This is a genomic window from Stenotrophomonas forensis, assembly GCF_028752115.1.
In the GTDB taxonomy this organism is placed as follows: Bacteria; Pseudomonadota; Gammaproteobacteria; order Xanthomonadales; family Xanthomonadaceae; genus Stenotrophomonas; species Stenotrophomonas forensis.
Window position 1 is genome coordinate 4,564,336 of sequence record NZ_CP082270.1, and the last position, 14,272, is coordinate 4,578,607.

At 67.2% G+C, this 14,272-nt stretch carries 16 protein-coding genes; 7 read left to right on the forward strand and 9 right to left on the reverse strand.

All coding sequences use genetic code 11. The features are described from left to right. Positions 1 to 4: 4 nt before the first annotated feature. Positions 5 to 1,099, forward strand: a complete 1,095-nt coding sequence (locus tag K5L94_RS20875; RefSeq protein ID WP_053451071.1) for a hypothetical protein — start codon at positions 5 to 7, stop codon at positions 1,097 to 1,099. 94 nt (positions 1,100 to 1,193) lie between these two features. Here K5L94_RS20875 and K5L94_RS20880 read toward each other — a convergent pair whose 3' ends face one another. The 7 genes from K5L94_RS20880 to K5L94_RS20910 form a co-directional block, all read right to left on the reverse strand. After that, a complete protein-coding gene (locus tag K5L94_RS20880; protein WP_053451072.1) occupies positions 1,194 to 1,622 on the reverse strand; it encodes a SecDF P1 head subdomain-containing protein in 429 nt (142 codons plus the stop codon). A gap of 50 nt (positions 1,623 to 1,672) precedes the next feature. Next, a complete protein-coding gene (locus tag K5L94_RS20885) occupies positions 1,673 to 2,224 on the reverse strand; it encodes an HdeD family acid-resistance protein (protein WP_053451073.1) in 552 nt (183 codons plus the stop codon). 58 nt (positions 2,225 to 2,282) lie between these two features. Beyond that, positions 2,283 to 2,972 carry a ComF family protein gene (locus K5L94_RS20890; RefSeq protein ID WP_053451396.1) on the reverse strand — a complete coding sequence of 230 codons (690 nt, stop codon included), beginning with the start codon at positions 2,970 to 2,972 and terminating at the stop codon, positions 2,283 to 2,285. A 96-nt stretch (positions 2,973 to 3,068) separates the two neighbouring features. After that, entirely contained in the window at positions 3,069 to 4,238 is a 1,170-nt protein-coding gene (locus K5L94_RS20895) for an L-dopachrome tautomerase-related protein (RefSeq protein WP_053451074.1), read from the reverse strand. 192 nt (positions 4,239 to 4,430) lie between these two features. Further along, positions 4,431 to 4,931 (reverse strand): hypothetical protein, encoded by a 501-nt coding sequence (locus K5L94_RS20900; protein WP_053451075.1) that lies wholly within the window; start codon positions 4,929 to 4,931, stop codon positions 4,431 to 4,433. 23 nt (positions 4,932 to 4,954) lie between these two features. After that, positions 4,955 to 6,325 carry a chloride channel protein gene (locus K5L94_RS20905; protein ID WP_053511793.1) on the reverse strand — a complete coding sequence of 457 codons (1,371 nt, stop codon included), beginning with the start codon at positions 6,323 to 6,325 and terminating at the stop codon, positions 4,955 to 4,957. 142 nt (positions 6,326 to 6,467) lie between these two features. Then, positions 6,468 to 6,866, reverse strand: coding sequence for a hypothetical protein (locus K5L94_RS20910; RefSeq protein ID WP_258011049.1), 399 nt, complete (start codon positions 6,864 to 6,866; stop codon positions 6,468 to 6,470). Positions 6,867 to 6,985: 119 nt separating this feature from the next. On the opposite strand from K5L94_RS20910, the gene bioB reads away from it, so the two are divergent. The 5 genes from bioB (at position 6,986) to bioC (ending at position 11,823) form a co-directional block, all read left to right on the forward strand. Continuing rightward, the gene (gene bioB / locus K5L94_RS20915) at positions 6,986 to 8,029 is read left to right on the forward strand and encodes a biotin synthase BioB (RefSeq protein WP_274511298.1); all 1,044 of its coding nucleotides are present in this window, start codon (positions 6,986 to 6,988) and stop codon (positions 8,027 to 8,029) included. Positions 8,030 to 8,096: 67 nt separating this feature from the next. Next, positions 8,097 to 9,320, forward strand: a complete 1,224-nt coding sequence (gene bioF, locus K5L94_RS20920) for an 8-amino-7-oxononanoate synthase (protein WP_274511299.1) — start codon at positions 8,097 to 8,099, stop codon at positions 9,318 to 9,320. Positions 9,321 to 9,337: 17 nt separating this feature from the next. Next, positions 9,338 to 10,117 carry a pimeloyl-ACP methyl ester esterase BioH gene (bioH, locus tag K5L94_RS20925; RefSeq protein WP_274511300.1) on the forward strand — a complete coding sequence of 260 codons (780 nt, stop codon included), beginning with the start codon at positions 9,338 to 9,340 and terminating at the stop codon, positions 10,115 to 10,117. 29 nt (positions 10,118 to 10,146) lie between these two features. After that, positions 10,147 to 10,926, forward strand: a complete 780-nt coding sequence (locus tag K5L94_RS20930; RefSeq protein ID WP_274511301.1) for an SDR family oxidoreductase — start codon at positions 10,147 to 10,149, stop codon at positions 10,924 to 10,926. A 12-nt stretch (positions 10,927 to 10,938) separates the two neighbouring features. Beyond that, positions 10,939 to 11,823, forward strand: coding sequence for a malonyl-ACP O-methyltransferase BioC (gene bioC / locus K5L94_RS20935; protein ID WP_053451082.1), 885 nt, complete (start codon positions 10,939 to 10,941; stop codon positions 11,821 to 11,823). A 121-nt stretch (positions 11,824 to 11,944) separates the two neighbouring features. Here the strand turns inward: bioC and K5L94_RS20940 are convergent, their stop codons facing one another. Both K5L94_RS20940 and K5L94_RS20945 read right to left on the reverse strand, forming a co-directional pair. Further along, on the reverse strand, positions 11,945 to 12,577 hold the full coding sequence (locus K5L94_RS20940; RefSeq protein ID WP_271262137.1) for a YdcF family protein: 633 nt from the start codon (positions 12,575 to 12,577) through the stop codon (positions 11,945 to 11,947). Continuing rightward, on the reverse strand, positions 12,574 to 13,536 hold the full coding sequence (locus K5L94_RS20945; protein WP_271262136.1) for a pyridoxal-phosphate dependent enzyme: 963 nt from the start codon (positions 13,534 to 13,536) through the stop codon (positions 12,574 to 12,576). Before K5L94_RS20945 ends, K5L94_RS20940 begins: the two co-directional genes overlap by 4 nt. A gap of 159 nt (positions 13,537 to 13,695) precedes the next feature. On the opposite strand from K5L94_RS20945, the gene K5L94_RS20950 reads away from it, so the two are divergent. Continuing rightward, a complete protein-coding gene (locus K5L94_RS20950) occupies positions 13,696 to 14,187 on the forward strand; it encodes a hypothetical protein (RefSeq protein WP_053451084.1) in 492 nt (163 codons plus the stop codon). Positions 14,188 to 14,272 lie beyond the last annotated feature (85 nt).

Genomic DNA, 14,272 nt, shown 5'->3' on the forward strand with positions numbered 1-14,272 from the left:
CCCCATGGAATTGACGCCCTGGCACAAGCGCCAAGCCGCCCTCATCCATCATTTCACCTCGATGGATTATCTGAAGGGATTGTTGCCGCAGATCGACAGCCTGCTAGCCATGACCGACCAGATACTTGATGAGCGCTCGCATCTGGATACAGCTGGCAGAGCCTTGGCGGGTTGGGAATCACAAGATACGGCATCGCATTTTTCGACGTATGCCTATCCTGCACTGATGGAGTTCCGGGAATGTGTGGTTGAAGACATAGCACTGCGCTCAATCGAGCGGTATCGAGGAGCAGGTGAACACCAATGTGCTCGCATGCTGGAGGAGTACGCCTACCAGATGACCTGGGCGACGCCGGAGCAGGAAAAGCTGTTCCGTGACACCACCGAAAGCGTCTTCAGATATGCACGGGAGCTCTCCGGCATAGTCGCACGCCCCCCCGTCAAGAATGACTTCTCATTCTGGCTGCTCTGGAACAAGGGCGTGATCGACTCACATCGAATCCCAAAATTCCGTGTCCGCACAGATTTTGTCGTGCGAACCAATCAGGTTCCTCCGCGCACTGGTATCTACGTTGCCAAAGATGACCCCATAGCTTCACTTCAGTTTGCATGGACTGGTGGGTACGGACACCTTTGCCCAGCCATGGCCCCCAATGATGTTGGACGAGCCGTACTGCGGCAGTTCGGTCGAGAGCGACTGTGGGGCGATGCAGAAGGCCTGTATCGCTTCCTCGATGCAAACCGGCATCTGGATCCCTATGGATGGTCAGACATTCAGGCCGATCTGGTGAAGGTGGCTCCGTCAGTGATCGCCGGTTCGGCCTTCGATCTGAAGGATTGCGACTGGTATTTTGTCGAACCCATTGCCGATGAATTCGAGGAAATCGACGGCAGCTACACCGGCACCGATCAGCCGGATCTCCGACCGGACCGAGTCGCCGCCGGCAAGCGGGTGCCTGTGGCCGGCTGGTGGTACACGCCCGCGCAAGGTGGTCGGCGCTTCTTCAAGCAAGGCGATGTGTTCCCCGCCATCAACAGCGACTGGGGTGACACCTTCTGGATCTGGGCTGCAGACCAGGCGCCGCCGCCAAAGCGCTGAGCCCATCACTGGTTGAGGGTTGTATCAATGGCGGCCCTTCCCCAAGGCAGCACGCTGTCCCACGCGCACGGCGCATGCACGCACCTACCCGCTGCTACGGCTTCACCGGCACAGACCCGGTGATGTGTTTCTCCAGTGCCTCGGCATCACTACCGGTCAACCCACTCAGGTTCATCGATTCAGCAAACGGTCCCTGCACCGTCGCCACCATCAGCACCCGGCCATCCACGCTGATCGCCATGCGCTGGCCGACCATCGCCGCTGTGCCATCGTGGATGCGCTGGTGCGCCTCGGGCCGATAGCGGATCTGCAGCGCCGTCTGGCCGTACTCATCCTGCACGGCGCGCACGTCAGCGATGTCCGCACTGCTGGCAAGTGGAGGCTCGCGCAGCGTCAGCTTCTCGTCCTGCCACTGTACCGGCACGCCCTTGCCGGCCGCATCGACCGCGCTCAGGCGCACATCCACGCCGGGCAGTGGCGGGCGGTCCGCTCCCACCCGCATGGCGGGCATCGCGCTGGGCATGCAGCCTGCCAGGGCCGTCGCCGCCCCCAACACCAGCGCAAGCAGAGCCCTCACTTCAGCTTCCGCAGCTTGAACGCCACCAGCACCTGCAGCAGCCCATACAGCAGGCTGCCGATGCCGATCCACAGCGTGGTCACCGCCACGCCCGCATAGGGGTTGGCCGCAAACAGCAGGCCCAGCACCACTGCCAGCACGCCACTAAGAATCAGCAGCCACTCGCCCTGAATCTGCTTGCGCACGCGGATCGCGAACACGATGCGATAGATGCCGGCCACCAGCAGCCACGCCGCCAGGAACAGCACCAGCACGCTGGCGGTGGCCAGCGGATTGATCACCGCCAGGATGCCGAAACCCAGCGAAGCGATGGCATACAGCGCCAGCCAGCCACGGGAAGCGCCACTGCCGCCGCTGATCAGTGCGAATAGACTGATGACGCCCTCAACGATGGCGACTACACCCAGCGTCCACGCCAGTGCCATCGCCGCCGACAGCGGCCAGCCGATGGCGACAATGCCGAAGCCCAGCGCGACCAGCCCATACAACAGCAGGATCCACCAGCTACGGCCGACCGCCGACAACAAGGGAGACAAGGGGGAATTCATGGCCACTCCTTCGATCCGGAACCTGACGCATCCTAGCCCCTGTCGATGAAGGGAGCGATCACGGCACCCGCGCGCATACCCACACGCGCACCTCCGCAGCGCCGACCAGGCGCAGCGTCTCGGCGACCTCCATCACCGTGCTGCCGGTGGTCATCACGTCATCGACCACGGTCAGCCGCGTGGGCACCGGACCACGGATAGCAAACGCATCGAACAGATTTTCCCTGCGTTGTTCGGCCGTGCGTTCGGACTGCGGTGCGGTGTGGCGGCGCCGGTACAGCCCTTGCCAGACCGGCATCGGCAGCAACCGGCATAGCTCGCCCGCCTGGTTGTAGCCGCGCTGGCGCAACCGGCGATTGTGCAACGGAACCGGCACCAGTGGCGGACACCACCAGGGCGGCGGCGCGCGCTGCATCAGTTGCGCGAGCAGGCGTCCGGCTGCGAGATCCTGATGAAATTTGTAGCGCACCAGCAGCTGATCCACAGGCGGCAGGTACAGCAGGCTGGCATGCGTGGCGGCCTGTGGCGGTACCTCCTCGCGGCAGGTTCCGCAGACGATCAACGCGTTGTCGGGCAGCGGCAATGCGCAGCGCAGGCAGGCGCGGCCGGACCACGGAAGTTCGGCCAGGCATGCAGCGCAGAGGTCCAGCCCATCGTGGCCCGGGTCACCGCAGACCAGGCAGCGGAGCGGTAGCAGCACACGAAGTGCAGCCTGCACGTGGCGGACTGGGTTGAAGAAGGCAGACATGCACTTCAGCATGTCGCCGCCGTCAGCGCGTTGCCATCGGGGGCGCCCTCAACGACCCGTAGGCATTTTCATCGTCCACATTCTGCCCCGATCACTTCACCGCGTTGGCGCAGGCTTCGCATCCACCCGAGTGCGATACACCATGTACGGCGTCTGCCGCCGATCCGCGCCGCCATTGAATCCGGCTTGCCGATGCAGCTGGTTGGCGGTGAAGTACAGATAGCCATCGGGCCCCATCGACAAGGTATCCGGCCACAGGATGCGCGGGTCGTGCACCACAGTCGTCCAGCGCCCCTGCGCATCGCGGGCATGGATGGCGTTGTGCTCGTAGTCGCTCGCATACAGCCGGCCGTTGGCGTCCATCTCCATACCATCGGACGCGCCCTTGTCGCCGAGGTCGACCACGGCCGCAGCCAGCGCCGCCTCACTTACCTTGGGGTCGCGCAGCAAGGCGGTGGGCACGCTGTACAGATGGCGACTGGACAACGGGGTATAGAACAGCGTCGCGCCATCCGGCGACAACGCAATGCCATCGGCAGCCACGGTGAACGGCTGCGTGGAACCATCCGCGTTGCGCAGCCGCATCTGCTGTCCTTCCACGATCGGTACGAATGCCTGATCGGCCGATGTGGACACATGGCCGATCAGGCGCTTGGACGCGGCGCCGGTAGCGAGGTCGATCACGATGATGCCGCCGATGCCGCTCAGCGACGAGTCGGTCACGTAGGCCACGCCCTCGCGACCGACACGGAAATCGAAGCGCACATCGTTGACGTAGGTGCGCGCGTCGATGACGTTGGCCGGGAACACCAGCGTTCTGGCCACGGTATTGGTGGCCAGATCGATCGCCACCAGCTTGGCGCCGCCGGCCTGAGGTGCAGAGAACCCGGGCGCGGCGGTGTCCAGCACCCACAACCGACCCTGGCCATCGGCCACCACACTCTGCACGCTGATGAAGTGGGCCGCCGGATCGGGACCGTCCTTGCGGTTGATGCGCGCATCCGGATAGGGCACGGCGCGGCCGTCGCGCCATTCGGCCACGCTGTAAGGCACCTCATCGCCCCAGCGCGGGAAGTTGACAAAGATCCTCCCGGTCTCGGACACCGCCACGCTGGTGGGCATGGCGCCCTCGAAACGCGCCACCGGCTCGATGATGCCGATGCTACGATCGCTGGGCAGCACAGGCGTTCCTGCCAGCGCCAGCGCGGGGGAACTGGCCAGGGCCAGCACGGCAGCCGCCAGGCGGCGGATACTGCAGTTGATCATGGTTGCTCTCGATGCAGGTCCGGGTGCAGCCCCGGCGTGGGTGCATCTTCAGCGGCGCACCTGGCATCGGGTAGACGGTGCAACGGGGAATCATCTTCACTGCAGGAGTGAAGATGAAAGGAAGATTGATCGCGTTGATCGAAGCAATGAATATCGTCTATCAGTTGCGTGCCTGCCTTGTGGCGAACCCGCTCAACACATCTCAATGGCTGCCAACGCGGTCTCGAACCTGTGCTGGCCTTCTTCACCCCACCAGGGAACGGTCATCACAGCACCCCGCTGCTGCAACTGGTGCAGAAGAAGCAGGAAGGCTTGTACCTCCCGCTCGCCCCACGACGGTCCCATGCGGTAGTCAAGCGTCAACCCATGGCGCATGACGAGCACACCCAGTTCTGGCAGAAGAACGCCGTCGCAGGCGATGTCTGCAAGACTGATATGGAAAGGCTCTACTTCGTCCTGGAGAACACGCCGCGCGTCGCCCGGCCCCATGAACGGCTGACCACGATCTTCCGCACCGAGCCAGAGCTGCACGCTTCCAGAAGCCGCGACGCGGGCACCGCAGGCAAACAGATAGGCGAACGCATCAGCCGTCCCGGCGGCTTCACAGCACGTGAGCTCCACTTCCGGGAGCGAACCATCATCGGTGACGAAGTAGCACCGTAACGGCGCCAACACCTCCTGCGGGAGGAACATTGCGACTCCTGGCTGCATTGCTCCTACTCATCTCCATTTTCACGCGAGTGGGAGGATCGCACAGCGGGCGCCTCGACAGCCACATCTCCAACCGTCTTCGGCACCATCAACAACTCCGCCAGCCCGCGATAGATCGGCACCCGGCACACCAACCCGGACACGCCACGCGCGATCAACACCGTGGCCAGGATCGGCAGCAGCAGATCGCCGCTGTCGGTCAGCTCCAGCGAGATCACCGCCGAGGTCAGCGGTGCCTGGGTCACGCCGGTCAGGTAGGCGCACATGCCCAGCAGCACGAACGCACGCGGGTCCACGCCCGGCATCAGTACCGCCAGGTTGTGGCCCAGCCCGGCACCGACCGCCAGCGCCGGCGAGAACAGGCCACCGGGGATGCCCGCCACATAGGACGCCAGATTGGCCAGCAGCTTCATCAGCCCGAATTCGTGGCCCACCAGCGCCTGGCCCTGCACCAGGCTGCGCGCCTGCTCATAACCGGTACCGAACGCACCTTCACCGAACACCAGCGCCAGCAGCACCACCACCAGGCCGCATCCGGCGGCCAGCAGCACCGGATGCCGTTGCCGCAGCTGGCCCAGCCAACGTGGACGCCCCGCCGCACTGGCCAGCACAGCACGCGCGAACACTCCGCCCAGCAACCCGGCCACCACGCCACACAGCAGGATCGCCAGCCAGCCCTGGCCCAGCGGCAACCGCGCACTTACATGGCCGAAGTAGGTGTAGTTGCCCAGCAGGCCCAGCGACACCACGCCGCCGACAATCACGGCGGTCAGCAGCGTGCCGGAGAACCGATGCTCGAAACGGCCGCTGAGCTCCTCGATGGCGAAAACGATACCGGCCAGCGGCGTGTTGAACGCCGCCGCGATGCCGGCAGCACCACCGGCCAGCAGGAAGTGCGAGAGCTCGCGTGGGTCCTTGAAGCCGAACCATCGGCCGAACAGGTACATCAGGCTGGCGCCCACATGCACGGTGGGGCCTTCGCGCCCCACTGACGCGCCACCCAGCAGCGACAGCGATGTCAGCAGCAGCTTTCCAGCCGAAACGGCGGGCGAAAGGTTGGCCTCCCGGAACGACGCGTCCGGCTTGTCCAGGGCAGCAATGACCTGCGGAATGCCGCTGCCGCGCGTGGGCTTCAGCACACCACTGGTCAGCCAGGCCAGCAACGCGAAGATGCCCGGCGTGAGCAGCAGGGCCCACCACGGCGAGTGCGAGGTGATGCGCTGGAACAGGTGGAAGGCGGCGTCGCTGGCCTTGGCGAACAGGATCGCCACCAGTGCTACGGCCACGGCACCGCCCCACAGCGCGGCGCGGCGGCGCCAGGCCTCGCTCAGGACCAGCGCAGTGATACGGCCGCGAAGGCGGTAAAGATCAATCATGCAGGGCAGTCTGGACGCTGCGAACGCTGGCGGACAGCGGCTACTGTGGCTGATGGCCTTGCAGGATGCGGTGAAATGCACTGGTACTGCGGGGAAACGCACCCGAAACCCGGATAGATGCAACGATCTGCAACGCCGATGTTCAGATCGCCAGACGATGGAGAACGTGGGTCAGCGCCAGCTGGGAACAGCCCCGGTCCGGCAGTACCCCGTCCTCGCCGGGCGCACCCACCTCGAACCCCTCCTCGACATCCTCGTAGTACAGCAACCCGCCAGGCAGTTGTGCGACCACCCACACCGACTCGATGGTGCCCAGCCTGTGCAGTGGCATTGCACGCAATGGCACACGCAGCGTTTCGAAGATGGCTCGGTGCCCCGGTGAGCAGTCCTGCAATTGCCGCGCGATCAGAGCTTCCAGCTCTTCGCGGGTGATCGGCAACCAGCTGTCGAGAGAGTCCATTGCAACGCGGCCCGATTGAATGTGCACGCCTGAGTGTATCGCCGGCGCAGCGCGCACCGCCTCCTTCCGGATCAGTTTCAACGCGTGTCCCAGCTGCGCGTACCGGCCACTGTAAACTATATTGAATACATTTCGGTTGACAGTCCCGGTGCGCCCACCCACACTGCCGCCCTCGCTCCATTCGTACCCAAGGTCCCGCCATGGCTGCTGCCATCCGCCACGACTGGCAACACGACGAACTGCAGGCGCTGTTCGATCTGCCGTTCCCTGAGCTGCTGTTCCGCGCCGCAGCGGTCCACCGCGACCATTTCGACCCATCGCAGGTACAGGTTTCCACGCTGCTGTCGGTGAAGACCGGCGGGTGCCCGGAGGACTGCGCGTACTGCCCGCAGGCGCAGCGCTACAGCACCGGGGTGAACGCACAGAAGTTGATGGACACCGACGCGGTGCTGGCCAAGGCACGCCAGGCCAAGGCCGCCGGTGCGTCGCGTTTCTGCATGGGCGCCGCATGGCGTTCGCCGAAGGACCGCGACATCCCGAAGGTGGCGGCGATGATCGCCGGGGTGAAGGCATTGGGCCTGGAGACCTGCGCCACGCTGGGCATGCTCAGTGGCGAGCAGGCGCGTGCGCTGAAGGATGCCGGCCTGGACTACTACAACCACAACCTCGACACCGCGCCGGACTACTACGATTCGATCATCCAAACGCGCCAGTACCAGGACCGCCTGGATACGCTGGAACATGTGCGCGACGCCGGCCTGAAAACCTGCTGCGGCGGCATCGTCGGCATGGGCGAGACGCGCGCGCAGCGGGTCGGCCTGCTGCTGGCGCTGGCCACGCTGCCGGCCCATCCCGATTCAGTGCCGATCAACAAGCTGGTGCAGGTGGCGGGTACACCGCTGCACGGCAGTGCCGAGCTGGACCCGTTCGAGTTCGTGCGCATGATCGCCGTGGCGCGCATCGCCATGCCGCGCTCGATGGTGCGGCTGTCGGCCGGGCGTGAGGCCATGAGCGACGAACTGCAGGCGCTGTGCTTCATTGCCGGTGCCAATTCGATCTTCTACGGCGACAAGCTGCTGACCACCGGCAACCCGGAGAGCGAGCGCGACCTGGCCCTGTTCGCGCGGCTGGGGCTGCAGCCGATGGCGGTGCAGGTGGATGCCGAGGGCCACGACCACGGTGGCACCGTGCACGCCGACATCAGCGCCGATGCGGCCGGCTGCGGCTGCGCTCACGCGGCCTGAGACGGGATGCAGGCAGGCGTCGCGGCAACGCGCTACCCTAGCCGCCCCGTCGCCGCATTCAGCCGCCATGGCCCGCCCCGACCTGACCGCTCGCCTTCATGCCCAGCGCGCCCTGCGCGATGCCCAGGGGCGTCGCCGCCCGCGACGCACGGTCAGCCGTCGTGATGGTGTGCGCCTGGAAGTGGACGGCCAGTGGCTGACCGGCTTCTGCAGCAACGACTACCTCGGCCTGGCCCAGCAGTTCAGCGTGGTCAACGCGCTGCAGGATGCCGCCGCGCGCGAGGGCGCTGGCGCCGGTGCCTCGCACCTGGTGTGCGGCCACCACGCAATGCACGATGCGCTGGAGCGCGAGGTGGCCGACTGGCTCGGCTACCCGCGTGCACTGCTGTTCGGCAGTGGCTTCGCCGCCAACCTGGCGGTGCAGCAGGCGCTGCTGAGCGAAGAGAACGATGTGTGCGTGCAGGACAGGCTCAACCACGCCAGTCTGCTCGACGCCACGCGTCTGGCCGGTGCGCGCCTGCGCCGCTATCCGCACCTGGATGCGGAGGGCGCGATGCGCCAACTCAAGCATGCGCCTGATGGCGCGGCGATGCTGGCCAGCGACGGCGTCTTCAGCATGGATGGCGACATCGCCCCATTGCGTGCACTGTCGCTGGTGGCACGACTGCAGCAGGCGCTGTTCTACGTCGATGACGCGCACGGCGTAGGCGTGGTCGGTGATGGCCGTGGCGCGGTCGCGGCAGCCGGACTGGGCGTGGATGATGTGCCGCTGCAGCTGGTCACGCTGGGCAAGGCGCTGGGTGGTTCCGGCGCCCTGGTGCTGGGCCGCGACGACCTGATCGAGCATCTGGCCGAAACCGCACGCCCCTATATCTACACCACCGCCGTACCACCGGCGATGGCGGCGGCGGCACTGGAAGCGGTGCGCCTGGCGCGCCGCGACCACTGGCGCCGCTCCAAACTGGCTGATCTGATCGCGCTGTTCCGCAGCGAAGCGCGTCGCCACGGACTGGACCTGATGGCCTCGGAGACCCCGATCCAACCGTTGCTGTGTGGCGACGACCACTCGGCCGTGGCGATGTCGCGGGCGCTGGAACAGGCCGGCTGGCTGGTCGGCGCGATCCGACCGCCGACGGTACCGGAAGGCAAGGCGCGGCTGCGCGTCACCCTGTCCGCGCTGCACTCGCCGGACCAGGTGCGCGGCCTGGTCGACGCCATCGCCAGCGCGCGTGACCACGTCGCCCTGTCCGCACGTGAGAGCGCCCCGCCACCGCTGCCCGCCTTTGCCTGAGTTCCGCGTCGTTGCCCATGCATATTGAAGTGACCGGCCGTGGGCCGGACCTGGTTCTGATCCATGGCTGGACCCTGCAGGGCGGTGTGTTCGCACCGCTGGTGCAGCGCCTGGCGGACCGGTTCACCCTGCATCGGGTCGATCTGCCCGGCCACGGCCATAGCCGCGACGACACCACGCCGCTGCGCCTGCCGTTCGTGGTCAACGCCATTGCCGCGGCCACGCCGCCGGCGGTGTGGTGCGGCTGGTCGCTGGGCGGGCTGTTCGCACTGCATGCGGCAGCGACGCTGCCGAAGGTGCGCGGGCTGGCGATGATCGCGGCCACGCCGCGTTTCGTGCGTGGCGAGGATTGGCCGCATGCAGTGGAACCGACAGTGTTCGAGCAGTTCGGGCGTGAGCTGGCCACCGACTTCGGCGGCACCCTGGAACGCTTCCTGGCACTGGACGTGATGGGCTCGGCGCACGCCCGCGAGGAGCTGCGCACGCTGCGCCAGCGCCTGGTCGAGCGCGGTGCGCCCACCGAACGTGCGCTGCTGGAAGGCCTGCGCCTGCTGGAAAACACCGACCTGCGCGGCGCACTGCCGACCCTGGGCAAACCCAGCCTGTGGATCGCCGGCCAGCGCGACCGCCTGGTGTCGCCGGCCGCGATGCAGGCCGCTGCGGCGCTGGCCCCGCAGAGTCAGGCGTTGACCGTTGCCCATGGCGGCCATGCGCCGTTCCTCGGCCATGCCGATGAGGTCGCCGCTGCCCTGCAACACTTCGTTGCCGGCCTGTCACCGGCCGATGGCGGACAATGAGCGCCTTCCGAACCGCGCAGGACTGACGCATGGATCTGGGTATCAACGGCCGCTGGGCACTGGTCTGCGGCGCAAGCAAGGGGTTGGGCCTGGGCTGCGCGCGTGCGCTGGTGCGCGAGGGCGTCAACGTGGTGATCGTGGCCCGTGGCGAGGCGGCGCTGCAGCACGCGGCCCAGGAACTGCGTGCCCTGCCCGGCGCTGCGGATGTCCGCGCGGTCGCCGCCGATGTCACCACCGAGGCCGGTCGCGCTGCGGCACTGGCCGCGTGCCCGCAGGTGGACATCCTGGTCACCAACGCCGGTGGCCCGCCGCCGGGCGATTTCCGCAGCTTCGAGCGCGATGACTGGATCGCCGCGCTGGACGCCAACATGCTGGCGCCGATCGCACTGATCCGCGCCACCGTGGACGCGATGATCGATCGCGGCTTCGGCCGCATCGTCAACATCACCTCCTCGGCGGTGAAGGCCCCGATCGACATCCTGGCGCTGTCCAACGGCGCGCGCAGTGGCCTGACCGGCTTCGTCGCCGGCCTGTCGCGCCGCACCGTGGCCCACAACGTCACCATCAACAACCTGCTGCCCGGCCAGTTCGACACCAACCGCCTGCGCGCCAACTTCGCCCACAGTGCGGGCAAGGATGGCGACGCCGGCGAAGTGGCCGAGCGCCGCCGCCAGCAGATTCCCGCCGGCCGCTTCGGCACGCCGGATGAATTCGGCGCCGCCTGCGCCTTCCTGTGCAGCGCACAGGCCGGTTACCTCACCGGGCAGAACCTGCTGATCGACGGCGGCGCCTACCCCGGTACGTTCTAAGAGACTTTCGCAATGCCGTCCCACTTCGATGCCCGCCACGTCCGCCGCGCGTTCGCCCGCGCTGCCAACAGCTACGACGCCGCCGCCGCCCTGCAGCGCGAGGTGCAGTCGCGGCTGATCGAGTCGCTGGACTACCTGGAGGCGCGCAAGCCCGAGGTGGTGCTGGACATCGGCGCCGGTACCGGCCACGCCAGTGCACTGATGAAGAAGCGCTGGCCGAAGGCGCAGGTGATCGCGCTGGACGTGGCATTGCCGATGCTGGACCAGGCCAAGCGCCAGGCCGGCTGGTGGAAGCCGTTCCAGCGCCTGTGCGGCGATGCGGCCGCGCTGCCGCTGGCCGACAACAGCGTGGACGTGATCTTCAGCAATCTGTGCCTGCAGTGGGTGGACGACCTGCCCGCGGTGTTCGCCGGGTTCCGCCGCGTGCTCAAGCCCGGTGGCCTGCTGCTGTGCTCGACCTTCGGCCCGGAGACGCTGGTCGAACTCAACGAAGCCTTTGCCGCCGCCGATGATCGCCCGCACGTCAGCCGCTTCGCGCAGATCGCCCAGTTCGGCGATGCGCTGATGATGGCCGGCTTCCGCGACCCGGTGCTGGACCGCGACCTGTTCACCCTGACCTACGACGATTTGCCCTCGCTGATGCGCGAACTGCGCGCGATGGGTGCCACCAACGCGCGGACGGACCGTCGCCACACGCTGACCGGGCGTGGCCGTTTCGCTGCGGCCGCCGCCGCGTACGAGCCCATGCGCCGCGCCGACGGCAAGCTGCCGAGCAGCTGGGAAGTGATCTATGCCCACGCCTGGGCGCCGGACCCGGGTGCCCCGATCCGCGAAGGCGGGCATGACGTGGCTTCGGTACCGGTGTCGGCGATTCCAATCCGGCGCAAGCAGACCTGATCACGCGACCGCGAATCTGCTTTTTGGTAGGTGCCAACCTTGGTTGGCATAACCCGTCAGATCGCGGTGCCGCCGGCCGTGTGCCGACCAAGGTCGGCACCCACCAGAAGCAGGCAGCCGCTCAGGTATTGGCCGGCGAACTCAGCGGCGGGCGCACCAGGTCGCGGTGGAAGAAATAGATCTCCTGCACCAGGAAACGCCAGCTGGTATGGAAGCTGCGGAAGCGCGTGCTGGGCGTGGACGAGGCCAGTGCATCGATACCCAGCGCCTTGCTCAGGCGCAGCGCGCGCGCCATGTGCAGCGGGTCACTGACGATGATCACCCGGTGCAGGTCGCGCTGGTCCATCAGCCGCTTGGCTTCGACCAGGTTCTGCACGGTGTTGCGCGAGGCGGTCTCGATCAGGATCGCGTCGTCCGGCACCCCGTGCTTGAGCGCATAACGCCGCGCCACCTGCGATTCGGAAAAGCGCGCGCCGGTGCCGCCATAGCCACCAGTGAAGATCAGCAGTGGCGCGTACTGGGCCTCATAGAGATCCAGGCCATGGCGGATGCGTTCTTCGAACACCGGCGACGGCTTGGCGTCATAGGCCGCTGCACCGAGCACGATGATGGCATCGGCCTTGGCCGCCTGGTCGCGCTCACCCACCCAGACGATCCAGGCGGTGACACCGAGCAGCCAGATCACCAGCACCACGAACAGCCGCCACAACCAGCCCAGCAGGCCGGTGCGATGCCGCTGCCGGTCACGGCTCAAGGCGTCCCCCAGCGCAGCGCTGGCAGGTCGACATTGCCGCCGGACAACACCAGGCCCACGCGCAGCCCGGCAAACCGCTGCGGCTGCGCCAGCACCGCGGCCAGCACGGTCGCCGAGGAAGGCTCGACCACCTGCTTGAGCACGTCCCACAGCAGGCGCATCGCCGCCAGCGTGGCCGCGTCATCGACCACGATCACTTCCGCACCCGCCTCGCGCAGCAGCGCGAAGTTGGGTGCGCCGATCAGGGTGCGCAGGCCATCGCAGATCGTGTCCGGGGTGAAAGCCGCCTGGCGCTCGCCTGCGGCCAGCGAGCGTGCGGTGTCATCGGCGCCGGCCGGTTCGGCCAGCACCAGCCGGGTCTGCGGGCTGGCATGCTGCAGCGCCAGCGCGGTACCGCTGGCCAGGCCACCGCCGCCCACCGGTACCACCAACACATCGAACGGGCCATCGCTGTGCAGCAGTTCCAGGGCCGCAGTGCCCTGCCCCGCCATCACTGCCGGATCTGCATAGGGGTGGACCAGGGTTGCGCCGGTATCGGCCTGCACCTTGGCGCAGGTGGCCTCACGGTCGGCGATGGTCGGCGGGCAGCGCCAGAGCGTGGCACCGTGCCGGGCGATGTTGGCCAGCTTGGCCGCCACTGCACCTTCGGGCACCACCACGTGGCAGGGAATGCCGCGGGTGCGCGCGGCCAGGGCCAGCGCGGCGCCATGATTGCCGGAGGAATGGGTGACCACGCCGGCACGGGCGCGATCGGCATCGAGCGACCACACCGCGTTGCAGGCGCCGCGGAACTTGAATGCGCCGCCACGCTGCAGGTGCTCGGCCTTGAACGCCAGCGGTGCGCCGGCCATCGCGTCAAGCGTGTGCGAGCGCAGCACCGGGGTCACGCTGGCATGCGGGGCGATCCTCGCGGCAGCAAGCAGGACATCGTCGGCGCGGGGCAACAGTGAATCGCTCATGACGCAAGATTAACGTATGCCCCCTCGCTGGCGACCGGGGCACACGTCATGCCAGCATGCAGCCCTTCACCTCCATTCATCCTGGCCAGCGGAATTAAGGGCCGATTCAATGCCCGCGCACGAAGCTGACTGCACACCCGTCCTCTGGGGGGACCCACCATGAAAATGCGCTTGATGCTTGCCGGTGGCCTGATGCTGGCCCTGACCGGCTGCGCCACCTACGACTATGTCGGCGGTGGCCGCGGCGGCGGCTACTACCACGGTGCGCCGTCGGTGGAGTACCGCTACCCGGCCGGCTATCCCTACAACTATGGTTACCCGTACTACGGCGGCTACGGCGGCTATTACGGCGGCTATGGCAATCCGTACTACTCACGCCCGATCTACCGGCCGCCGCACAACCATCGGCCGCCGCCGCGCCCGCCTGGCAACGGTGGCGAGAACCGCCCGCCGCCGCCGTCGCGTCCGTCGTACAACGGTGGCTCGCCGTGGCGGAACATGGACTCGATGCGTCGCCCGCCGCAGTCCAGCGTGCAGCCGTCGGCGCCCGCGCCGCAGGCCCGGCCAGCCCCGGCGCCAAGTGCGCCGAGGATGAACGGCTCCCCTTGGCGCAACATGGATCGTGCGACGCAGCGCACAGTTGAGCGCTGAACCATCTTGCATTTCACACGGTCCAAGCCGCACTCTACGCGGGCAGTGACGGCCCGCGTCACAATGTGACAAAAACGACACGCGC

What these genes read in the sequence shown, in the direction of transcription:
- K5L94_RS20875 (WP_053451071.1), top strand. Translation starts at nt 5, where the DNA reads ATGGAATTGACGCCCTGGCACAAGCGCCAAGCCGCCCTCATCCATCAT.
- K5L94_RS20880 (WP_053451072.1), bottom strand. Translation starts at nt 1,622, where the DNA reads ATGCCCAGCGCGATGCCCGCCATGCGGGTGGGAGCGGACCGCCCGCCA.
- K5L94_RS20885 (WP_053451073.1), bottom strand. Translation starts at nt 2,224, where the DNA reads ATGAATTCCCCCTTGTCTCCCTTGTTGTCGGCGGTCGGCCGTAGCTGG.
- K5L94_RS20890 (WP_053451396.1), bottom strand. Translation starts at nt 2,972, where the DNA reads ATGTCTGCCTTCTTCAACCCAGTCCGCCACGTGCAGGCTGCACTTCGT.
- K5L94_RS20895 (WP_053451074.1), bottom strand. Translation starts at nt 4,238, where the DNA reads ATGATCAACTGCAGTATCCGCCGCCTGGCGGCTGCCGTGCTGGCCCTG.
- K5L94_RS20900 (WP_053451075.1), bottom strand. Translation starts at nt 4,931, where the DNA reads ATGTTCCTCCCGCAGGAGGTGTTGGCGCCGTTACGGTGCTACTTCGTC.
- K5L94_RS20905 (WP_053511793.1), bottom strand. Translation starts at nt 6,325, where the DNA reads ATGATTGATCTTTACCGCCTTCGCGGCCGTATCACTGCGCTGGTCCTG.
- bioB (WP_274511298.1), top strand. Translation starts at nt 6,986, where the DNA reads ATGGCTGCTGCCATCCGCCACGACTGGCAACACGACGAACTGCAGGCG.
- bioF (WP_274511299.1), top strand. Translation starts at nt 8,097, where the DNA reads ATGGCCCGCCCCGACCTGACCGCTCGCCTTCATGCCCAGCGCGCCCTG.
- bioH (WP_274511300.1), top strand. Translation starts at nt 9,338, where the DNA reads ATGCATATTGAAGTGACCGGCCGTGGGCCGGACCTGGTTCTGATCCAT.
- K5L94_RS20930 (WP_274511301.1), top strand. Translation starts at nt 10,147, where the DNA reads ATGGATCTGGGTATCAACGGCCGCTGGGCACTGGTCTGCGGCGCAAGC.
- bioC (WP_053451082.1), top strand. Translation starts at nt 10,939, where the DNA reads ATGCCGTCCCACTTCGATGCCCGCCACGTCCGCCGCGCGTTCGCCCGC.
- K5L94_RS20945 (WP_271262136.1), bottom strand. Translation starts at nt 13,536, where the DNA reads ATGAGCGATTCACTGTTGCCCCGCGCCGACGATGTCCTGCTTGCTGCC.
- K5L94_RS20950 (WP_053451084.1), top strand. Translation starts at nt 13,696, where the DNA reads ATGAAAATGCGCTTGATGCTTGCCGGTGGCCTGATGCTGGCCCTGACC.